The sequence below is a fragment of the Chryseobacterium carnipullorum genome (assembly GCF_900142785.1).
GTDB classification, from domain to species: domain Bacteria; phylum Bacteroidota; class Bacteroidia; order Flavobacteriales; family Weeksellaceae; genus Chryseobacterium; species Chryseobacterium carnipullorum.
On the sequence record NZ_FRCD01000003.1, the window covers coordinates 80,758 to 100,972 of the forward strand.

12 protein-coding genes are annotated in these 20,215 nt (G+C 38.4%); 4 read left to right on the plus strand and 8 right to left on the minus strand.

Annotation, left to right across the window (positions count from 1 at the left end; genetic code table 11):
- Positions 1-52 precede the first annotated feature (52 nt).
- The 8 genes from BUC06_RS04315 to BUC06_RS04350 form a co-directional block, all read right to left on the minus strand.
- Positions 53-448, minus strand: coding sequence for a hypothetical protein (locus tag BUC06_RS04315; protein ID WP_228423613.1), 396 nt, complete (start codon positions 446-448; stop codon positions 53-55).
- 237 nt (positions 449-685) lie between these two features.
- Positions 686-2,650 carry a heavy metal translocating P-type ATPase gene (locus tag BUC06_RS04320; protein WP_073330181.1) on the minus strand — a complete coding sequence of 655 codons (1,965 nt, stop codon included), beginning with the start codon at positions 2,648-2,650 and terminating at the stop codon, positions 686-688.
- 44 nt (positions 2,651-2,694) lie between these two features.
- Complete coding sequence (locus BUC06_RS04325) at positions 2,695-3,114, minus strand: Fur family transcriptional regulator (RefSeq protein ID WP_073330184.1); 420 nt, start codon at positions 3,112-3,114, stop codon at positions 2,695-2,697.
- Between the two features lie 15 nt (positions 3,115-3,129).
- Positions 3,130-4,026, minus strand: coding sequence for a cation diffusion facilitator family transporter (locus tag BUC06_RS04330; RefSeq protein WP_073330187.1), 897 nt, complete (start codon positions 4,024-4,026; stop codon positions 3,130-3,132).
- A gap of 21 nt (positions 4,027-4,047) precedes the next feature.
- On the minus strand, positions 4,048-4,929 hold the full coding sequence (locus BUC06_RS04335) for a bestrophin family protein (RefSeq protein ID WP_073330190.1): 882 nt from the start codon (positions 4,927-4,929) through the stop codon (positions 4,048-4,050).
- 131 nt (positions 4,930-5,060) lie between these two features.
- On the minus strand, positions 5,061-6,320 hold the full coding sequence (locus BUC06_RS04340) for an efflux RND transporter periplasmic adaptor subunit (protein ID WP_073330193.1): 1,260 nt from the start codon (positions 6,318-6,320) through the stop codon (positions 5,061-5,063).
- A gap of 1 nt (position 6,321) precedes the next feature.
- Entirely contained in the window at positions 6,322-10,683 is a 4,362-nt protein-coding gene (locus BUC06_RS04345; RefSeq protein ID WP_073330196.1) for a CusA/CzcA family heavy metal efflux RND transporter, read from the minus strand.
- Between the two features lie 134 nt (positions 10,684-10,817).
- Positions 10,818-11,141 (minus strand): DUF6660 family protein, encoded by a 324-nt coding sequence (locus tag BUC06_RS04350; protein ID WP_073330200.1) that lies wholly within the window; start codon positions 11,139-11,141, stop codon positions 10,818-10,820.
- Positions 11,142-11,275: 134 nt separating this feature from the next.
- Here BUC06_RS04350 and BUC06_RS04355 point away from each other — a divergent pair, with 134 nt between their 5' ends.
- From BUC06_RS04355 to BUC06_RS04370, 4 genes are all read left to right on the plus strand, one after another.
- Entirely contained in the window at positions 11,276-11,749 is a 474-nt protein-coding gene (locus BUC06_RS04355) for a hypothetical protein (protein WP_073330203.1), read from the plus strand.
- Positions 11,750-12,246: 497 nt separating this feature from the next.
- A complete protein-coding gene (locus BUC06_RS04360) occupies positions 12,247-13,047 on the plus strand; it encodes a cell wall anchor protein (RefSeq protein WP_073330206.1) in 801 nt (266 codons plus the stop codon).
- 7 nt (positions 13,048-13,054) lie between these two features.
- Entirely contained in the window at positions 13,055-13,531 is a 477-nt protein-coding gene (locus tag BUC06_RS04365; RefSeq protein ID WP_073330209.1) for a hypothetical protein, read from the plus strand.
- A gap of 107 nt (positions 13,532-13,638) precedes the next feature.
- Complete coding sequence (locus BUC06_RS04370; RefSeq protein WP_228423614.1) at positions 13,639-20,214, plus strand: RHS repeat-associated core domain-containing protein; 6,576 nt, start codon at positions 13,639-13,641, stop codon at positions 20,212-20,214.
- Position 20,215 lies beyond the last annotated feature (1 nt).

The following is a 20,215-nucleotide window of genomic DNA, read 5'->3' on the forward strand; positions in this document are numbered from 1 at the left end:
TGCGTACCACACGAAGACATTTTTGAGAAAAAAACTAAAAGAATAGTTGAAATTAAGCTAAAGGAGGATGGAATATCCTGGAAAAATATTCTGAAGTATGATCAACAATATAATCCGAATGTATAGCCTTAGCTTCAGCATCAGATTCTCTCTGACCTAAAAATGAAAGGGTATCATGAGAAACAAAAACATCCAGCACAGATATTTTAATGACCTGAGAATTATTGGACTGCTTTTCTGTTTTTGCCAGTTCTTTGCTGACATAGCATTTCCCTTTACACGTTGACTGAGGAACATTTCTATTCTCACAGAGGTTTTTTACAATATAATCATAGTTCACGGCATAGTTCACCAATGGCAAAACAGGGCGTAATGCAATGGTAAAAATGATGAATATGGAAATAAAAAATCTCAATGATCTGTTCTGTTGTACAAATATACTACTCAAATTGGGTTTATGGATTATTTATGATGAATGTCATTGATTATTTTTGGTGGGGAATATTTCGTTACGGAGTTTTGAGTTATTCTTTTTCTCGCGGATTGTGGTGATTTTGCAGATTCTTTTTTGGATATAAAAAAACCTTATAGATTTTGACCATCTATAAGGTTTGGGTGTTTCATATTTTTTAATGAATACAGGGGTTTTAATCGCAAAGGCGAGAAAGGGATTACCCCCTACTCTCTAACTAAACTTCATCCTTTGTATTCTCACCGCATTTAAAATGGCCAGCATTGCTACTCCCACATCTGCGAATACCGCTTCCCACATGGTTGCCAGACCTCCGGCTCCCAGAGCTAAAACAACTGCTTTTACCGCGAAGGCTAAAACAATATTCTGCCAAACGATCTTCTTGGTCTGTTTACCGATATTGATCGCCATTGGAATTTTGCTCGGTTTATCATCCTGTATCACGACATCTGCTGTTTCAATTGTGGCATCGCTTCCGAGCCCGCCCATGGCAATTCCTACGTCGCTAAGTGCTACTACCGGAGCATCATTCACGCCATCACCGACAAAGGCTACGGTTTGATTTTTGGCTTTGATCTCTTTTACTTTATTCACTTTGTCTTCCGGTAAGAGATCTCCAAAAGCATTATCGATACCCAACTGGTCTGCCACATATTTGACAACGGTACTTTTATCCCCGCTGAGCATAGTGGCTTTTACACCCATCCTGTGAAGGTTTTCAACGGTTTCTTTAGCATCACTTTTTATACTGTCTGCAATGGTAATATAGCCAGCAAATTTTTGATCATAAGCTATGGCAATAAGCGTGTACACAATATTCGAGTGATTGGTATCGTAGCTGATCTTGAATTTATCCATCAGCTTAAAATTACCTACCAACAGTTCTTTTCCATTGACTGAGGCTTTTAAGCCATGTCCTGCAATTTCTTCTACCTTTTCAAGAGGAATAGCATGATCTATTTCGCCTGCATAATTGTGGATTGCCGTTGCTACAGGGTGAGTACTTTTGCTTTCGAGAGTATTGACCAGTTTCAGGATCTCATCTTTATTGAATTCAGGTTTGATGTTAACTTCCTGTACTTTGAATACTCCTTCTGTCATGGTTCCTGTTTTATCCATCACCACATTCTGAATTTCTGCGATACTGTCAAGAAAATTACTTCCTTTAAAAAGAATTCCATTTCTGCTGGCTGCTCCAATTCCTCCGAAATATCCAAGTGGAATAGAGATCACCAATGCACACGGACATGAAATAACAAGGAAGATTAAGGCTCTGTATAACCAATCTCTGAACTGATAATCACTGACAAAGAAGTAAGGCAGAAGACAGATTCCGATGGCCAAAAATACGACAATCGGGGTGTATACTTTTGCAAATTTTCTGATGAATAATTCGGTCGGGGCTTTCTGCGCGGTAGCGTTTTGAACCAGTTCCAGAATTTTACTCAGCTTGCTGTCTTCGTAAGCGGTATTTACTTTTACGAGAGCAATGCTGTTCATATTAATCATCCCCGCCAGTACGGCCTCCCCTTTTATTTTAGTATCCGGTTTGCTTTCTCCTGTAAGAGCAGCCGTATTAAATGAAGCTGATTCTGTCATAAGTTCACCGTCAAGAGCCAGTTTTTCTCCAGGTTTCAGCTGGATGATATCGCCTATTTTTGTTTCTTTTGCTTTAATAGTTTTAGGCTGACTGCCTTCAATGACTGTTACCTCATCAGGACGCTGATCCAGCAATGCTTTGATGTTTCCTTTTGCCCTTGAAACGGCCATTCCCTGAAATACCTCTCCTACGGAGTAGAACAGCATTACAGCAACACCTTCGGGATATTCACCAATTGCAAATGCTCCTACTGTCGCAATTCCCATCAGGAAAAACTCGGAAAAGACATCCCCGTGAATGATACTTTCGTAGGCTTCCTTTAATACGGGAAATCCTACCGGAATATAGGCAGCCAGATACCATACTAAGCGTACCCAGCCTGTAAACCATTCTGTTTTTATATAATTATCTAATGCGATTCCTATCAGCAACAGCAGAAAAGAGATGATGGCAGGAAGAAACATCTGAAAAGGTGTTTTGTCTCCTGTATCGTGAGAGTGATCATGTCCGTCTCCTTCGGAATGATCGTGGGCATGCTGTTCTTTCTTTTTGGGTTTTGTACTGCAACATTCTTCCATAAATACTATTTTGATGTAAAATTAAGGGTATACTCAATGCAATACTATTGCAAACTTTCAAGGCAGTTTTCGCAGATTCCTTTGGCAAAAAGTCTTATTTCATCGATTCGAAAGTTGGCCTGAACATTTTGAGGAAATGAAATATCTTCTCTGCAGGTGGTCTGTTTACATATTTTGCAGTAAAAATGCAGATGCCAGTCTTTGTGGGTTTTTTCATCGCAGCCGTCATCACATAATTTATACTTTGTGGTGGTATTTTCCTGTATGCTGTGAACAATTCCCTTTTCTTCAAAAGTTTTCAATGTCCGGTAAATCGTAGTCCGATCTGCATTGTCAAAATGATTTTCTACTTCAGAAAGAGACAACGCAGCTTCCTGTGTACTCAAAAAATCATAGACGAGAATCCTCATGCTGGTAGGCTTGGTATTTTTATCAATGAGTTTGGTTTCTATATCTTTTTTCATTTGTACGATTAATTTTTATAGATGCATTTCCTGTTCTTCATAGCCTTCCTCTTCAATCTGAAAAGTAGTATGGCTGATTTTAAAATTTCCGGTGGTCACTTCCGCCAATGTTTTCAGCAATGGATTCTGAGCCGTTCCGTTATCTCTGACAATGTGCACGCTCATCGCATTTACGCTTGAGGTCAATGACCATACATGAAGATCGTGAACTTCTTTCACTCCCGGAACACCTTCCAGTGATTGACGCAGCTGGTGAATATCTACATCTTTGGGGGTTCCTTCCAATAATACATTAACTGCTTCTTTCAACAAACGCCAGGTTCTCGGAAAGATCAAAAGTCCAATAGCGGCGGAAATGATTGGATCTGCATAATACCAACCCGTTGTCAGCATAACAACTCCGGCGATCATGACTCCGATGGAGGTAAGCATATCGGAAAGTACTTCAAAATAAGCTCCTTTCATATTCAGGCTTCCTTCTGAATCTTTTCTGAGGATCATCATTCCAATAATATTGACGACAAGTCCTATTCCCGCTACAATCAGCATTGTTTTACTCTGGACCGCGGGAGGATTCTGAAATCTTTGGTACGCTTCGTACAGTACGTACAGGGAAATACCGAGTAATACCACTGCATTGATTACTGCTGCCAATATCTCTGTCCGGTAATACCCGAATGTCTTAGAAGCATCTGCTTTCCGCTCTCCTATTTTGATGGCGATAAATGCCAAAAATAAACCGACCACATCAGTCAGCATATGTGCAGCATCTGCCATCAGGGCAAGACTTTGGGTGACAAGGCCCCCGATCACCTCAGCGATCATATAGGTTCCGCTCAGCAGCAGGACAAAAAGCAGATTCTTTTTATGTCTGCTCGCCGGTGAACCTGTCTGTGTTTTTATTTCTTCCATGTTTTTCTGAAATTTTATTGATCACATTTCGTAATACAAAGAATTATCTTTTTTAGCAGGAATGTTCTGATCTCCTGTCATCTGTTTAATATTAATTTCAATGGTCTGTGCCAGCGCGGTCACAGGCGTATCTACAGGCCCGTTTTCAAAAGGATCCTGCATGATAATGGATGTTTTCTCGATCGCAAGAAACATCACCGGAATCAGGAACGTAATGATAATCTCTACAGCCAGCTGTCCATCATCCAGTCCAAAAGGAAGGATCGCGGCAAAGACATAGATCAGCGTATGCAGGAGAATACTGTAAGACCTTGGAAAAACCGTATTTTTCAGTCTTTCACATTTCCCCATGCTGTCGCAGAGTCTGGTGATGATATCGTTAAGCTGCATCTGCTGAAAGTCTGTTAAACCTTTCGAAAAAGCAATTTCTCTGAGCTGTTGGGAATGTCTATCCAGAAGGGCATTCGGAATATTTGCTGCTTTGATCTGATGTTCATCCAGATAGTTCTGAACCCGGTCTGAAAAAGGCTGTCTTCTCAGGGATTCACCAAGTGCATACGTCCAGATGATTTGTCTTTCTGCAAATTCCTTTATGATCTTATGTTCTCCCGCCGGGAAAAACTGAGTGACCAACCTCATCAGCGTCCTTGAATCATTCACTATCGCGCCCCAGACTGTTCTGGCTTCCCACCATCTTTCGTAGGATTGGGAAGTCCGGAATGCGAGCAGCAATGAAACAGCCGTTCCCAAAAGAGCCGGAATATTAAGGGGAAGTGAGATTTTCCGGAACCATGGGAGAAGGTCTAATAATCCTATGGATACAGCAAATATTCCCATATACAGGATCTGGTTTTTTATTTCACGGATAAAATACCAGATGGATATTTTCTTGTTTAACAGCATAACTGAAGATGTATTAAAATGTTTCTTGTCTGTCTGACTCTGAAAAATCTACCGTAACCTCCTCTAATTTAGGCATAAAAATCGGTAGTTCTTCCGGTCTGTTCCTGTAAATCAATGATCATTTCCTTATTTTAATGCTCATGTCCCCCGGAATTGGAAAGTTTAGCATTAACGAAAAAAGCTCCTTTAACTACAATTCTCGAATCGGCAGGAATTCCCTTTACAGGCGTAATGGCTGTATATCCCATATCTGATGTTCCTTTTATCACTTCTATTTTTTCAAAATTCAAGGTTTTTTGATGTTGTGCAGGTTGTCCTTTTTCTTCTTTGTGATCATCTCCGGATTCTTCTTCATGTTCCTCCGGTTTTTTATCGGTACGGATGAAAACATAGTATTTTCCGTCTGCTTCTACGATAGATTCATTAGGAATGGCTGGAGTTGTATTTTTATCAAGACTTACAATTCCGGTGATATTCATGCCGTCGATGAGGCCTGCCTTATTTCCGGTCACTGTTCCGTGTACAGAAACGGTCTTGCTTTCGTTTTCAAACGAAGATCCTACACTGTAAACCATGGCATCATATTCCGTTTCAGGATTATTGGTCAGCTTAAAATGCACGATCTGTCCTACTCTCATTTTAGGAAGATCTTTTTCAAAAACCTGCAGATCAAGGTGAATCGAATTGTTATCAATAATCTCCGCCACAGGCGACGAAACGTCTACATAGCTTCCAATCTGTGCGGAGATACTGCTAACGGTTCCGCTGATTGGTGCCGTAATGACGAGCCCTGATCTCATATTGGAATTATTTACTTTCCCCGGACTTATTCCCATCATCTGAAGCTGTCTTAAAAGAGAGGCTTTCTTTGTTCTCAGGGTTTTAAGTTCTGCATCTGAGCTCTGAAGATTTTTCTTTGCCCCTGCATCATTATCAAAAAGCTCCCGCTGTCTTCTGTATTCCTGCTCTGCATAGGTAATTCTGCTGTTCGTGGTCAGGTATTCTTCCTGCAGCTGGATAAATTCTGGGTTGGCGATAGTTGCAATCACCTGTCCTTTTTTCACGATGCTTCCTACCTGCACATTCAGAGTTTTGATCACTCCGCCGTACAAGGAAGTGATCGTCGCCTTATTATTGTTTGGAACTCTCAGAAGGCCGTTTGCCTTGATGGTGGAAGTAAGTTCTTTCATTTCTATGGGGCCTAAAGATATTCCTACAGATTTGATTTGATCTTCTGTTAACGAAGCAATAGTCTGAGGTGCTTCTTCGTGGCCAGTTTCAGCCTTTTCAGTTTTCACTTCAGTTTTTTCTATTGTCGCTTCTTTTTTTCCGCAGCTTATAAGTAAAAATGCCGTGACGGTCAGATATATGATATTGTGCTTTATTTTCATGTTATTTATTGATGATTGAATTAATGGTAACTACAGATTGATTGACCTGCTGAATGGATTCTAAATATTTTAGCTGAATATTCGTGGCAGTCTGCAGGGCAAAAAGATATTCTACGTAAGAGATTTCTCCAGTTTTGTAGCCTAATTGGGCTGCTTTGACAATTTTTTCTGCATTCGGGATTGCCTGACTTACATAATATTCATACTGCTGTATATCCTGCTGATATTGTGCAAAAGCATTTTCAAGCTGTGTCGAAAGCTGATTCTGTTTCATCTTTGCATTGGTTTCAGCCGCTAGTTTTTCATATTCCAAAGATTGCATTCTTGCTTTTGTTGCTCCAAACGTCAACGGAATCGCAACCCCCAAAGAGAAGGAATTGAAACGGTCGCCGGCATTATAGAATTTTTCCTGCCCGTTTTTGGTATGGAAACCTATCAGCGACTGACTTGTCAATCCAAGGCTGAATTCTGGAAGTCCCTGTGATTTTTCCACATTTTTATTTTTTTCAGCAATTTTCATTTCGTGATAAAAAGCCTTAACCGTAGGATTATTAGCTATGGATGAACTGTCGAGGATATTTTCTGTTCTTAAAGGTTCATAATCCTTTTTGACGGGAACTTCGAAATCTTCGGAAGTGTTCAATAATGTCTTTAAATTTTTATAGGCATTGTTTAAATAAACTTCATTTTGTTTCAGCAGGAGGCTGATTTCACCCTTTTGGGTTTCTGCGGTGTTAATCTCAATCTTCTTTATGTCTCCTGCTTTAAATCTCACAGTGGCAATTCTGATAAAATCCTGATAAAGGCTGTCCAGATCTTTCAGTTTGAATTTGTTGTACTGAAGGTATTCGATCTGATAATAATAATTCCTAACCTGTTTGGTCAGTTCGTTCGCCGAAACTTCTTTATCAATCTGTCTGCTTCTGATGTTTTCGGAGATCAATTCTCTTCTTGCTTTGAACAGTGTCGGGAAAGGAATGTTTTGCGAAATGGCAAATGACTGGTCGAATTTCGGACTGTTGTACTGTCCCAACTGTGCTTCAAAATTTAATTTGGGAAGTTCTTTTGCCGTCCCTTTCAGCACTTCTGCAGATTTTATATTGAGATCTTTTGATTTTAAAACCAAATTGTTTTCAGTGGCCATTTCTACTGCCTGATCTACGGAAATCTGTTTGGTCTGCGCATTAAACGTCTGTCCGAACATCAGCAACCCAAGAACAATAACTGTTGTGAATGGTTTAATTCTATTCATCTTCGATGGAATCTTTGAATTAAAAATAATATAGAGCATCGGCAGAACAAATAAAGTAAGAAATGTAGCGGTTACCAATCCTCCGATAACTACGGTTGCCAATGGTTTCTGTACCTCAGCTCCGGCTCCTGTAGAAATCGCCATCGGCAGAAATCCCAGTGAAGCTACTGTTGCGGTCATCAGAACGGGTCTTAGTCTGGTTTTCGTTCCTTCATATACTCTCTTCAATACATTCGTCTCGCCCTCTTTTTCAAGTTGGTTAAAGGTTCCGATCAAAACAATTCCATTAAGAACTGCGACTCCGAAAAGTGCGATAAATCCGATTCCGGCACTGATACTGAAAGGCATATCTCTTAAAAGAAGGGCAAATACCCCACCAATGGCACTCATGGGAATGGCCGTAAAGATCAATGCAGCCTGCTTAAATGAGTGAAAGGTGAAATAAAGTAACATAAAGATCAGAAACAATGAAACCGGAACGGCAATCATCAGACGCTTGCTGGCTTCCTGTAAATTTTCAAATTGTCCACCATAGGTAAAATAATATCCGGAAGGTAACTTGATCTGTTGATCCAGTTTGGTCTGAATATCTTTCACGACGCTTTGTACATCACGGTCTTTTACATTGAAACCGATCACGATTCTTCTTTTTCCCTCTTCACGGCTGATCTGTGCAGGACCCAGTTTATAGCTGACATTAGCCACCTGGGAAAGGGGAATCTGAGCTCCTGTACCCGTGGCAATCATTAAGTTATTCACATCATCGATATTGGTTCTATGAAGGCTGTCGAGACGGACGACAAGATCAAAACGTCTTTCGTTTTCAAACACCTGTCCGGCTGCTTTACCGGCAAAGGCTGTACTTACTGCGTTGTTTACATCTTCTATATTTAAACCATAATTAGCCATTCTCGTTCTGTCGTATTCTACATTGATCTGGGGAAGTCCGCTTATTCTTTCAATCTGCGGAGGCGTGGCTCCGTCAACGGTCTGGATGATCTTTCCTACTTTATCTGCATAAATAGACAGTGAATCCAGGTTTTCCCCAAAAATCTTAACGGCAACATCCTGCCTGATCCCCGTCATCAGCTCATTGAAACGCATCTGGATTGGCTGGTTTTTTTCAAAAAACACCCCGGGAATGGTTTCTAATTTCTCACTGATCTCATCGGCGAGTTCTGTGTATGATTTTTTTGATTTCCATTCGCTTTGTGGTTTTAAAACGACAATCAAATCGGTGGCTTCGGGAGGCATCGGATCGGTAGGAACCTCCGCGGACCCGGTTTTTCCAACGACCATTTTCACCTCATCAAACTGTTTGATAATTCTGGAAGCCTGCATGGAAGTTTCGATACTCTGGCTGAGCGAACTTCCCTGCGGCAGGATACAGTGGAATGCATAATCGCCTTCCTGCAATTGCGGAATAAATTCACCTCCCATATTTTTGAAAATAAAAGCACTGATGACAAAAATGAAAACCGTTGCTGACACGATGATATATTTTACTTTAATTGCTTTGTGCAACATCGGCTGATAGATCTTCTGCAGGAAATTCATCATCTTATCTGAAAAAGTTTCTTTATGCGATACTTTTTTAGACAAGAACAAGGCACTCATCATCGGGATGTAGGTCAATGAAAGGATCAGAGCTCCTAAAATGGCAAATCCTACTGTTTTGGCCATCGGAGTAAACATTTTTCCTTCAACTCCTGCCAGTGTAAGAATGGGAATGTAAACGATAAGGATAATGATCTCTCCGAAAGCGGCACTGCTTCTGATCTTGGATGCGGAGAGGAAAACTTCTTCGTCCATTTCGTTCTGAGTAAGATTCCGTACAGACTTCCTTAAGCCTAAATGATGTAAAGTAGCTTCAACGATGATCACGGCACCATCTACGATTAATCCGAAATCTATGGCTCCAAGGCTCATCAAATTGGCACTGACTCCAAAAACATTCATCATTCCCAAAGCAAACAGCAATGATAATGGAATCGCTGAAGCTACAATAAGTCCTGCTCTCAGGTTTCCAAGGAAAACCACCAATACGAAAATAACGATCAGGGCACCTTCAATAAGGTTTTTCTCTACGGTATTGATTGCTCTTCCGACAAGATCTGTTCTATCCAAGAATGGTTCTATGACCACATCATCGGGAAGCGATTTCTGAATGGTTGGGATTTTAGCTTTAATAAGACTTACAACATCGTTACTGTTGGCTCCTTTCAGCATCATGACCACACCTCCTACTGCATCTACTTTTCCATTATAGGTCAATGCTCCGTAACGAACAGCACTTCCGAAACGTACGTCTGCAACATCTTTTATAAAAATCGGAACGCTTCCTGTTTCATTTTTAACGGAAATATTCTTAATGTCCTCCAAAGAGGTAACAAAACCAATTCCCCGGATGAAATAGGCATTCGGTTTTTTGTCTATATAAGCTCCACCAGTATTCTGATTGTTTTTTTCTAAAGCGGTAAAAATATCTGTAATACTTACGCCCATTGCTTTAAGGCGGTCAGGATTCACCCCTACTTCATATTGTTTCAATTCTCCTCCGAAACTGTTGATTTCAGCTACTCCCGGAGTACCGTTCAGTTGTCTGCGGACGATCCAATCCTGCATGGTACGGAGATCTTTGGCTGAATATTTTTTTTCACTGCCTTTTTTGGGATGGAGAATATACTGATACACTTCCCCAAGACCTGTACTTACAGGGGCAAGTTCGGGAGTTCCCACTCCTTTGGGAATTTCTTCAACGGCCAGCTTCAACTGTTCATTGATCAGCTGTCTGGCAAAATAAACGTCTACATTTTCTTTGAAGACTACGGTGATCACGGAAAGCCCAAATCTTGAGATACTTCTGGTTTCCTCGATATCCGGTACATTGGCAATACTCTGTTCTATGGGAAAGGTAACAAGCTGCTCTACTTCCTGACCTGCGAGTGTAGGACATGCGGTAATAATCTGCACCTGATTATTGGTAATATCGGGAACGGCATCTATGGGAAGTTTTGTAGCACTCCATACACCCCAGATAATCAGAAGCAGGGTCATAATACCAACAATCACCTTGTTTTTGATACTGAATTTTATGATTTTATCTAACACGATCTGTATTTAATTTTTATTGGAAATAACTGCATACGGCAATAATGCCGCTGCAAAAATATCACGAAGACCTCTGCAATGGTATTGCAAAGTTCAATAGATAGAAAGCCAGACTTTCTAATAATCAATAAAAATTAAATCTTAGGAGGTTGCCAGATATGATCGTACATCTGGTACGCGAAATTGTTTTTCTGAAAAAGAATTTTCTTTGAAAAGTAAGCCTTAACCTGGTCAGGAATTTCGAATAAAGGATCCATTTTAAAAGAAGACACCGTCATTTGACAGCAACTGCAGGTACAAAGCGGCGAACAGATATCTCCTTTATCTTTTGAATGGGAGTCATTAATGCTGAAGGATAATCTTGTATCTGTTGGTCCTGAAGGACGGTGCACATCTTCGCAAGGCATCAGTGACAATGCCATGAAATAGAATGCTAGTATCCATCTTAACAGGTTCATACGGACAAAGGTAAAGTTTTTTTCTAAAATGGAAAGGCTACATGATATACCTAATATATTCCTCACATTGCAGTATTTATTGAAAAGGCAGTATATTTTCTTTATTTTTGAATATAAGATGTGCCTGATAGCTTATGAAAAAACTGATTTTAATCCCTTTATTTTTTGTCCTAATATCGTGTGTCGGTTCTGATACCGAATTTTTACCCCAAACTATTTCAGAATCTAAAAGTAAAAATCTCTTCATCAAGGAATATAAACCTACGGAAAATAAGGTGACCATCAATCAGGGAGACTATGAGATTGTGGAAGCGTTTACTACTTTCAAATTGAACTCGAAAAATGATCAAACGATCAATAAAAATTTCTTTGCCTTCAGTGTAAGGATTAAAAATCTTAAGACAAGTAAGGCAGGCCTTTCCGTTGAAGACAGTGATCATAGTCAATTCCTCAATTTCTATTGTGATTTCTGCGGAGGGATTAACAATGATAATGTTGTGCTGTATTATGATGACATCAATAAGAGAGAAAGCCTAGACAGCATCAAGATCGGTTTTAAAGACGGAAATAAAAATGAGAAGGTTGTTTATTTTCTTCATAAGAGATAATATATAGAGGTTTTAAACTGGTAAAAAGCAATTGAAGATTGAATAAAAAAACCTTCCTTAATTTTCATCCATTTTTTTTCAATCAATCTGTTCAAAACTATTTTCTTCTCTCTTTTCCAACAATAAATGGTACCGCATTAGACGATGGAAAAAAAATACATCTAGATAATTACAAATTCGTATTATTATCAATCTCCTTCTGCAGGATACGCCGATACACACAAGACTTACAACCCGCTTTTTTCCTATTTAATATTTTTCATCCATTCAGAAAATTTAATTAAATATTTTCTTTTTTTCGTCGTTTTAAAACCGAATAAATCTCTTTTATATGATATGTATCAAGGTTAGATGGATTTACTTCAGATATTATTTACTTTTGCAAAAAAATAAATCTCATCAGTAAGTGAAAAAAAGTCTATTCCTTTAGTTATTTCACCTACAACATACTTCCATTAAACATTTTTTGATAAACTACTTATATACTGATAGAAATTATGAAACAGTCTTTATTGTTTATTCTAAGCCTTTCGGCCTCTTCACTTTTTGCACAAACCTGGAATACTACAGGGAATTCCGGAACCAACCCTTCGAATAACTTTCTGGGAACAACTGATAATCAGCCTTTGGTATTTAAAGCCAACAATACAGAAGCTATGCGTATATTTCCAAATGGAAAGGTAAAAATAGGGGCCAATGATCCTGTCAATAATGATTCAGCGTTCAGTATTTACCAAGCTGAAAATCCAATTTTAGAAGTTGCCAGTTCACTTAGTTCATTTCAGATTGCAAAATCCACCTGTGACGGATGCTTTGGAGCTCAGACTGGAGATACTGTCTTTAGAAACTTAGGCAAAACCCATAACATGATTTTTGCGATGCCTAGCAATTATAATGACGGGAGGTATTACATTGGAATTCAAGATGGCGCTAATGGCACCTGGGTAAAATTCTTCAATAATGCCACTGCACGATTTGACGGAAAAATTTTTGCTAAGGAAGTTGAAGTAAAAACAAACGTATGGGCGGATTATGTATTTAAAAAAGATTACAAGCTAAACAGTTTGGAAGAGGTAGAAAAACACATTCAGGAGAAAGGTCATCTTCCGAATATTCCATCATCAGAAAAGGTTTTACAAGATGGTATCAACGTAGCAGAAATGAACGTAAAGCTTCTTGAAAAAATTGAGGAACTTACCCTGTATTCCATTGAGCAGAATAAAAAGTTAAAGATTCAATCTGAAAAGGTAGAGAAGATGGAGAAACAATTGGAAAAACTTCTTTCTGAAAAAAAATAAAATACACATGAAAACAAAATTACTTTCGATATTCTCTTTGTTTATAGGCTTTTTAGGCTTTTCCCAAACTGAAGTCTATTTCAAATATGATGAAGCCGGAAACCAGAGATACAGAGGACCAAATCCGGCAGCAAAAAATGCACCTGCTGAAGAAGTCGCAAAAAAAGAGGTTAAAACAGTAGCCGCCCTGCAACAAACTCCTCCTGCAATGGATGAAAAAACTTTCTGGAAACAGATAAGATTATATCCAGTGCCCGTAAATGATGTTCTTACCATAGACTGGACTGAAGAAGCAGACAATCTTATAGAATCTGTTTCGCTGTACCAGCATAGTACAGTACACTGGAAATTCCAACAACAGAATCTTCCAGGCTTGAATCGTCAGCTGAAGATCAATATGACCGGATATGACTGGGGAGTTTATATTCTACGATTTACTCTGAAAGACGGAAGAGTCTTTGGTAGAAATGTTACCAAAAGATAGATTTTTTTTGGATTAAAAGATTGAGCATTGAAAGATTTAAAAATTTTCCGATGCTACTATTTTTTCTTTATCGATCGACAATTATCACTTATAATTATATTATAGAAATGAAATTTATTTTATCATTTATACTGTCCTTGTGTTCAGTACTGGGCTTTTCACAGACCATACTTTACCAGGCGGAAAATACATCACGGACGGTTCAGGATCCACAGACCGTGGTGCTTGCACAGGGATTCCACGCAACATCTAATGTATCCAATCCTTTTGTTGCTAAAATAGGACCCAATACAGGAAATCCGGGAGGAGGACCTGTGGATTCCAATGCAGGAACGAACAATCCAAGTGGAACCACTGTTTTTGGTAACCAAAAATTCCATGATACAAAGGGAAATATTGAAGTTGCAGGTGGAGGCCAGTTGCAATTTACTTTACCCATTGCCTTACCTCCGGGAGTAAAAAGTGTCGCTCCTCAAATTAACCTTGTCTATTCCAGTGATTCAGGAAATGGAATTGCCGGTTATGGCTGGAATTTATCTGGTATAACTTCTATTTCCAGAACTGGAAAAAACATAGAAAAAGATGGTGAGGTAAAAAGTATCCAGATTGATTATTCAGACTACTACAGTTTTAATGGACAACGGCTTATTTTAAAGTCAGGCGAATATGGTAAAGATGGTGCAGAGTATGTTACAGAGAAGTATTCCAACATCAAAATTAAGTCCCTCGGAAATATGCCTAACTGGAAACAGCCCGAATATTGGGAGGTAACCTTTGAAGATGGCTCTCAGGCTTGGTATGGCGGAACAGCTCCTGGCTGGAGTAATGCTACCAATCGCTTAGGATTCAGTATCGTAAAATGGAAAGATTCCCAAGGAAATGTTATCAATTATAGCTATGATCAGGAAGAGAATGTCAACGTCATTAAATCGATAACTTGGGGAGGAAACGAGAAGCTAGGAACTGCTTCTTTCAACGAAATTATATTTGATTATAAAAATAGAAATATTCCGGAAAGTGCATATATCAACGGTTCCGGAACTTTGTTTACCCAAACAAAGATTCTAAAAGATATTACAGTAAAAACAAATGGACTAGTCTTCAAGAAATATGAACCAAAATATGCAACCGACTATACAGGTTATCAGTACGTTAAAAATATTACTGAATCTAACTCAACAGGCCAGTCGGCGAATCCAATTGAATTTAATTATCCGACTGTAAGTCCAACCTCTATTAGTGGCTGGAATCTAGACAGTCAGGCCTTGTTTGATAAAATTCAACTTACCGGAGATTTTAATGGTGATGCTTATCTGGATTTTGTAATGACCGATGGGACTATTAAGTTGGGGGTTTTTAATGATGATTTTAATGTTATTCAGACTAATAAAATCTTTAATTCAAATTCTGTAGTTGTTAACACATTTCTGGATGAAACAAAAAAGGTGGTTAATGGTAATGGGATTGCAGAGTATGAAGGCGGTAAGATTTATGTATATGCTTTTAGAAATAATACCTTTGTCAAGGTATTCGAAAAACTGGTTTCTGAAACAACATGTACAACATGTACAGCTATACTAAATGAAGGGGATCTCAATGGTGATGGCATATCTAATGTCTTTCTTACTTTATCAGGATCAGGGTCTGTACAAAGATATATCATAGATTTGAGCAATTCAAGGAATTCTGTTTCTACTTATACTTTGGATAATGGGATTAATGAAAGTTTATATACGGATCAAAAATATATGGATATTGACAGTGATGGAAAGGTGGACATCATTAATGTATCCAACACTGCATACACTATATTTGAATTTGTAGAGATAGCACCCAATGAGTACATAAAAAAGATTAAGTTTTCCGGAAATTTAGAAGAAACCAAAGGGAATGAGTTTCCTGTACTATTTGGAGATTTCAATGGGGATGGAAAGCTTGACTTTACTCTTCCTCTTACAGAAGGAAAGGTGGGTAAAGATGACTGGAAATTTTATATAGGAACAGGAAAAAGCTTTAATACAGCTTTCAAACCTAATTTCTTAATGTATAAAAATGAATCCACACAAAATAATGGGGCTTGGCTAAGATTTAGCCGAACGATGTATTCCATTTCGGATCTTAATGCAGATGGAAAATCAGATATTGTTCAGGTGCATTCGTATTCCAACTCATTAACTTCAAATACGAGAACAATAGGGGTTGTTGTGAATGGGCTGATTTCGAAAGGAACTCCCACGTTCGGGGCCATAGATTTTGTAACCCAGAATATTTATACTTTTCCTACCCCACCTCAGTATACTATAGTTCAGCCGTATGACGATCTTTCCATCTATCAGCCGATAACCAATGTGATAAGATCCAATAATAACTATTATAATGTTTTCTTATTCAGGAAAAATAATGTCCTTAAAATTAAAGCACCTACAGGGGTAGATGAATTAAAAAGAATACAGTCTGTTACTCAAGGGGGAATTACCACATCTGCTACCTATTTGGAAATTGTTCCTGATAATGTGATTACGCCTAATTTTTATAAAAATACAAAAAGTGAACTGTATCCCTATTTCTCCTTAAATAGAATAGACAGAGGATATGCTGTCTCTCAACTTCAACAGGAAGGCAGAAAACAGGACTTCCGATACAGAGGGATGACTGTACATATGCAGGGAAAAGGAGTGATAGGATATTATCAGACCGCACGTTCTTCCTGGTATGCTGATGGCTTGGAGAATACAAAAATATGGTCCGGAACAGAAATAGACCTTCTGAATGAAGGCGTTCCAGTAAAAGAATGGAGTATTAGAACTAATGATGAATCGAAAATTTTCCCAACAGACATTTCGGAAAGCAACAGCCAATTATTAAGTTTAAAATCAACCATTTATAAAACAAACAGTCTATTAAACGGTCAGATTGTAGACATTTATTCGATCTATACTACCGACAAACCGAAAATTGTTACCGCCATTGTTCCGGAAAGCACAAGGACAAAAGATTTTTTAACAAATACCATAACAAGTAACACAGTATCCTATAATCGTTACTATCTTCCGGTACAAACCGTATTAAATGTTAATAATGGTTACGCTACAACAATTTCCACATTCAATTACATCCATAATACAGCAGGTTCCGGATCAGATTATTATATTGGCCGCCCGGAATCTAAAACTGATATCGTTCAGGCTTATGGAGATACGAAATCTGCCAAAGAGGAATATACTTATGACAATAACCTTTTAAAAACGCTCAAAAGTTGGAACAGAGACAATACTGGTTATCTTTTAGAAACATATAATTATGATGGTTTTGGAAACATCACTCAAAAAACAATCAATAATAGTATAGATTCTCAGGTATTAACTAACAAAGCGGTATATGAACCTAAAGGAAGATTTGTAGAAAAGAAAACCGATAATTTAGGTCTGGAAACTCATTTTATTTACAATAATTGGGGGCAGATTGAAAAGCAAACCGATCCGCTTGGCAATATACTCATCAATAAATATGACGAATGGGGCAAACTTCTATCTTCCAAAACCAATGTGGAAGGTACAACCACTTATCAGTATGTAAGAGATGCCATTTCCAGCATAACAATTATACAATATGCCCCTAATGGTGATGTAACAAAAACATACACCAACAAACTGGGACAGAAATCTGAAGTTTTAACCAAAGCATTCACACAGGGGAAATTTGTTTCAAAACAAACCAAATATGATATACTGGGAAGAAAAACTGCAGAAAGTGAGCCCTTCTTCGAAGGAAGTAATCCTACCCAATGGAATACAATCACTTATGATGATACTGTTTTCCCAACAAAAATAAATGCAAAATCATTCAATGGAAAAGAGGTTGTGACTTCTGTTTCAGGCTTAACAAAGACGGTAAAAGAACTCAATGGATACGAAAGAACAAACTCCCAAACTACAGATGTATTAGGTAATGTTCTGTCTTCAAATGATCCGGGAGGTACTATCCAATTCTCCTACAATGCTGCCGGAGAACAGATAAAGGCTCAGTATGCCGAAAATATTGTTACTACAAAATACGATTCTTGGGGTAGAAAATCTGAGTTCAATGATCCTTCCAACGGATTGTACAAATACGAATATGACGGATTCGGACAGCCTAAAAAAATAATAAGCCCTAAAGGTACTAAAGAGTACACTTACAATGCTTTGGGCCAGCTCATTTCCCAGAAAGAGCTCTCTACAACAGATGGCGGTCAGGCTACCAATAAGATGATTTCCTATTCATATGATGATAAAGGAAGGATAATTACCAAATCGGGGACATCAAAAGGAAAAGCATACAGTTCTAATATTTCTTACGATCCTCAGGGAAGAATATTGTCTTCATCCGAAAATAGTAATGGAAAATACTTTATCCAAAAAGGAATTACTTATGATGATAAGGCAAGAGTAATTTCCTACGAAAAACAATTATATTCTTCGGGAACTTTGACTAAAGTAGAAGTTGAAAACGTATACAGTGCATGGAATGGGGAATTGTATCAGGTTAAGGATAAAAATTCAGGGAAAATTCTTTGGGAACTTAAGGAGATCAATTCAAAAGGTCAGGTTCTTAAAGCTCAATTGGGAGCGGCTGAAATTAATCAAAGCTATGAGAATGATGGAACTTTGAGCCAAGTCAATCACTCTTCAGCTGTTAAACCAAGCATTCTGCAACTTTCGTATAATTTCAATGCTATTAAAAATGAATTAGAGGTTAGAACAACCGGAGGAGATTTTAATATTGTAGAATCATTTGATTATGATGACAATAACAGACTGATCAACTGGACGAATCCCGTAACAGGCATTAAACCTTCCACTAACAGAAATGTCTATGACATTAAAGGTAGGATCATGGAAAATGATCAGGTAGGAACAATGAAGTATGAAAATTCAACTAAGATCTACCAACCTACCGGGATGACCCTGAACGCGGAAGGAACTCAAAATTATAACAATGACCTCATCCAGAGCATTGCTTATAACGAAAATAATGATCCTGTCTTCATTGACGGTGAAAAAGGGGATGTAGCGTTTCAGTACGGGCTTACCAGCATGAGACAGAAAGTAAGCTATGGAGGGAACTTTGATCCTAATTTGGAAGGAAAATTCACCAAGTACTACAGTGAAGATGGAAGCTTTGAAGTTCTCAAGGATAATATAACCGGAAAGGAAAAACATATTCTTTATATTGGTGGAAGTCCTTATGACAGCAATATTATTTATCTTAAGAATTTTGATGAAACAGCTGGTTCTTATAAATTCTTGCATAAAGATTATATAGGAAGTATCTTAGCTATTACCGATGAAGCAGGAAATAAGCTGGAACAGAGACATTTTGATGCGTGGGGTAATTTCACCCATCTGCAAATAGGAAACGGAGCCATTGTCACTGATAAAAATATAATTGATACTACTTCGTTATTAGTAGAAAGAGGATATACCAGCCATGAGCATTTTGCAGAAGTGGGAATTATTCACATGAATGGTAGGCTATATGATCCGCTCTTAAGAAGGTTCTTAAATGCTGATGAAAATATACAGGATCCTACCAATACCCAGAATTATAATAAGTATGGATATGTCCTGAATAATCCCCTGATGTATAATGACCCAAGCGGGGAGTTTGCATTTGCTGTTTTGGTGGCGGTAATGGCTAAAGCAGCTTTTGCTGCAGTCGCAATAACTGCCGCAACCTATACTGCTACAGCATTAATAAAAGGTAATTGGACGGTTAGCGGATTTTTTAGATCTATCTCTTCGTCAGCGATTACCGGAATGGTAAGCGGGGCATTGTCTTTTGGGATAGGAACACTGTTTCAGGTCGCAACTATTGCCAATTCTCTGGGTACTACGGGTGTTGTATTGGCAAGAGCAGGATTACATGCCGTAAGTATGGGTGTTCTTTCTTCCGTTACAGGAGGTAGTTTTTGGAGCGGTGCAGCAAGTGGTGCATTTGCAAGTTTAGCAGGAGACTTCTTGAAAGCTCCCAGCGATGGTATTTTTGACTTTAACCCACTTAGAAGCAATACAGGAATGTTAATCACTGGTATTATATCGGGTGGTGTAGGCTCTGTACTGGCCGGAGGAAACTTCTGGCAGGGAGCGATGAGTGGATTTTTTGTTACGGCTTTCAACCATTTGGAGCATCAGATAGACTCTCCTTTAGCTGATGATGATGAATTTAGGAGAAATGCAGATGGTACTATTACAGCAACAGGAGGAAAAAAGGGAGGTGATACAACCGATTATTTGTATGATGCAAAAGGAAAATTAATTGGTAGTAAATCTGTAACTGTTCTTGAAGCTGGTGATAATATGTCTGCTGATTATTCTACCTACGGATTAAGACTTCATACCGAGGGAACTGGTCTTTCAGTGAGTGAAGGTTTGGGTGCAGCTGCTCTTGAATTTTCTGGAGCGGGATTCTTTAGATTTGTATCTGGTGCAAAATTTTTTTATAAAACAAAGATAGCAGGACAATTTAGTTATGGATACCTTGACAAGCCTACAAAATTTATGATTAGATTTGAGAAACATAGTCTTCCAAAAATTGGTGGAGGAAGAGGATATCCAATACATTTTAATATTGAAAAAATAGGAAAATTTAATAAACATATTTTTCCAAATCCTAAAGACTGGGGTAAATATAAGGTTAGATAAT

Bases quoted from the DNA above. Each gene is read 5' to 3' on its own strand.
- BUC06_RS04320 (WP_073330181.1), bottom strand. From the start codon at position 2,650: ATGGAAGAATGTTGCAGTACAAAACCCAAAAAGAAAGAACAGCATGCC.
- BUC06_RS04325 (WP_073330184.1), bottom strand. From the start codon at position 3,114: ATGAAAAAAGATATAGAAACCAAACTCATTGATAAAAATACCAAGCCT.
- BUC06_RS04330 (WP_073330187.1), bottom strand. From the start codon at position 4,026: ATGGAAGAAATAAAAACACAGACAGGTTCACCGGCGAGCAGACATAAA.
- BUC06_RS04335 (WP_073330190.1), bottom strand. From the start codon at position 4,929: ATGCTGTTAAACAAGAAAATATCCATCTGGTATTTTATCCGTGAAATA.
- BUC06_RS04340 (WP_073330193.1), bottom strand. From the start codon at position 6,320: ATGAAAATAAAGCACAATATCATATATCTGACCGTCACGGCATTTTTA.
- BUC06_RS04350 (WP_073330200.1), bottom strand. From the start codon at position 11,141: ATGAACCTGTTAAGATGGATACTAGCATTCTATTTCATGGCATTGTCA.
- BUC06_RS04355 (WP_073330203.1), top strand. From the start codon at position 11,276: ATGAAAAAACTGATTTTAATCCCTTTATTTTTTGTCCTAATATCGTGT.
- BUC06_RS04360 (WP_073330206.1), top strand. From the start codon at position 12,247: ATGAAACAGTCTTTATTGTTTATTCTAAGCCTTTCGGCCTCTTCACTT.
- BUC06_RS04365 (WP_073330209.1), top strand. From the start codon at position 13,055: ATGAAAACAAAATTACTTTCGATATTCTCTTTGTTTATAGGCTTTTTA.
- BUC06_RS04370 (WP_228423614.1), top strand. From the start codon at position 13,639: ATGAAATTTATTTTATCATTTATACTGTCCTTGTGTTCAGTACTGGGC.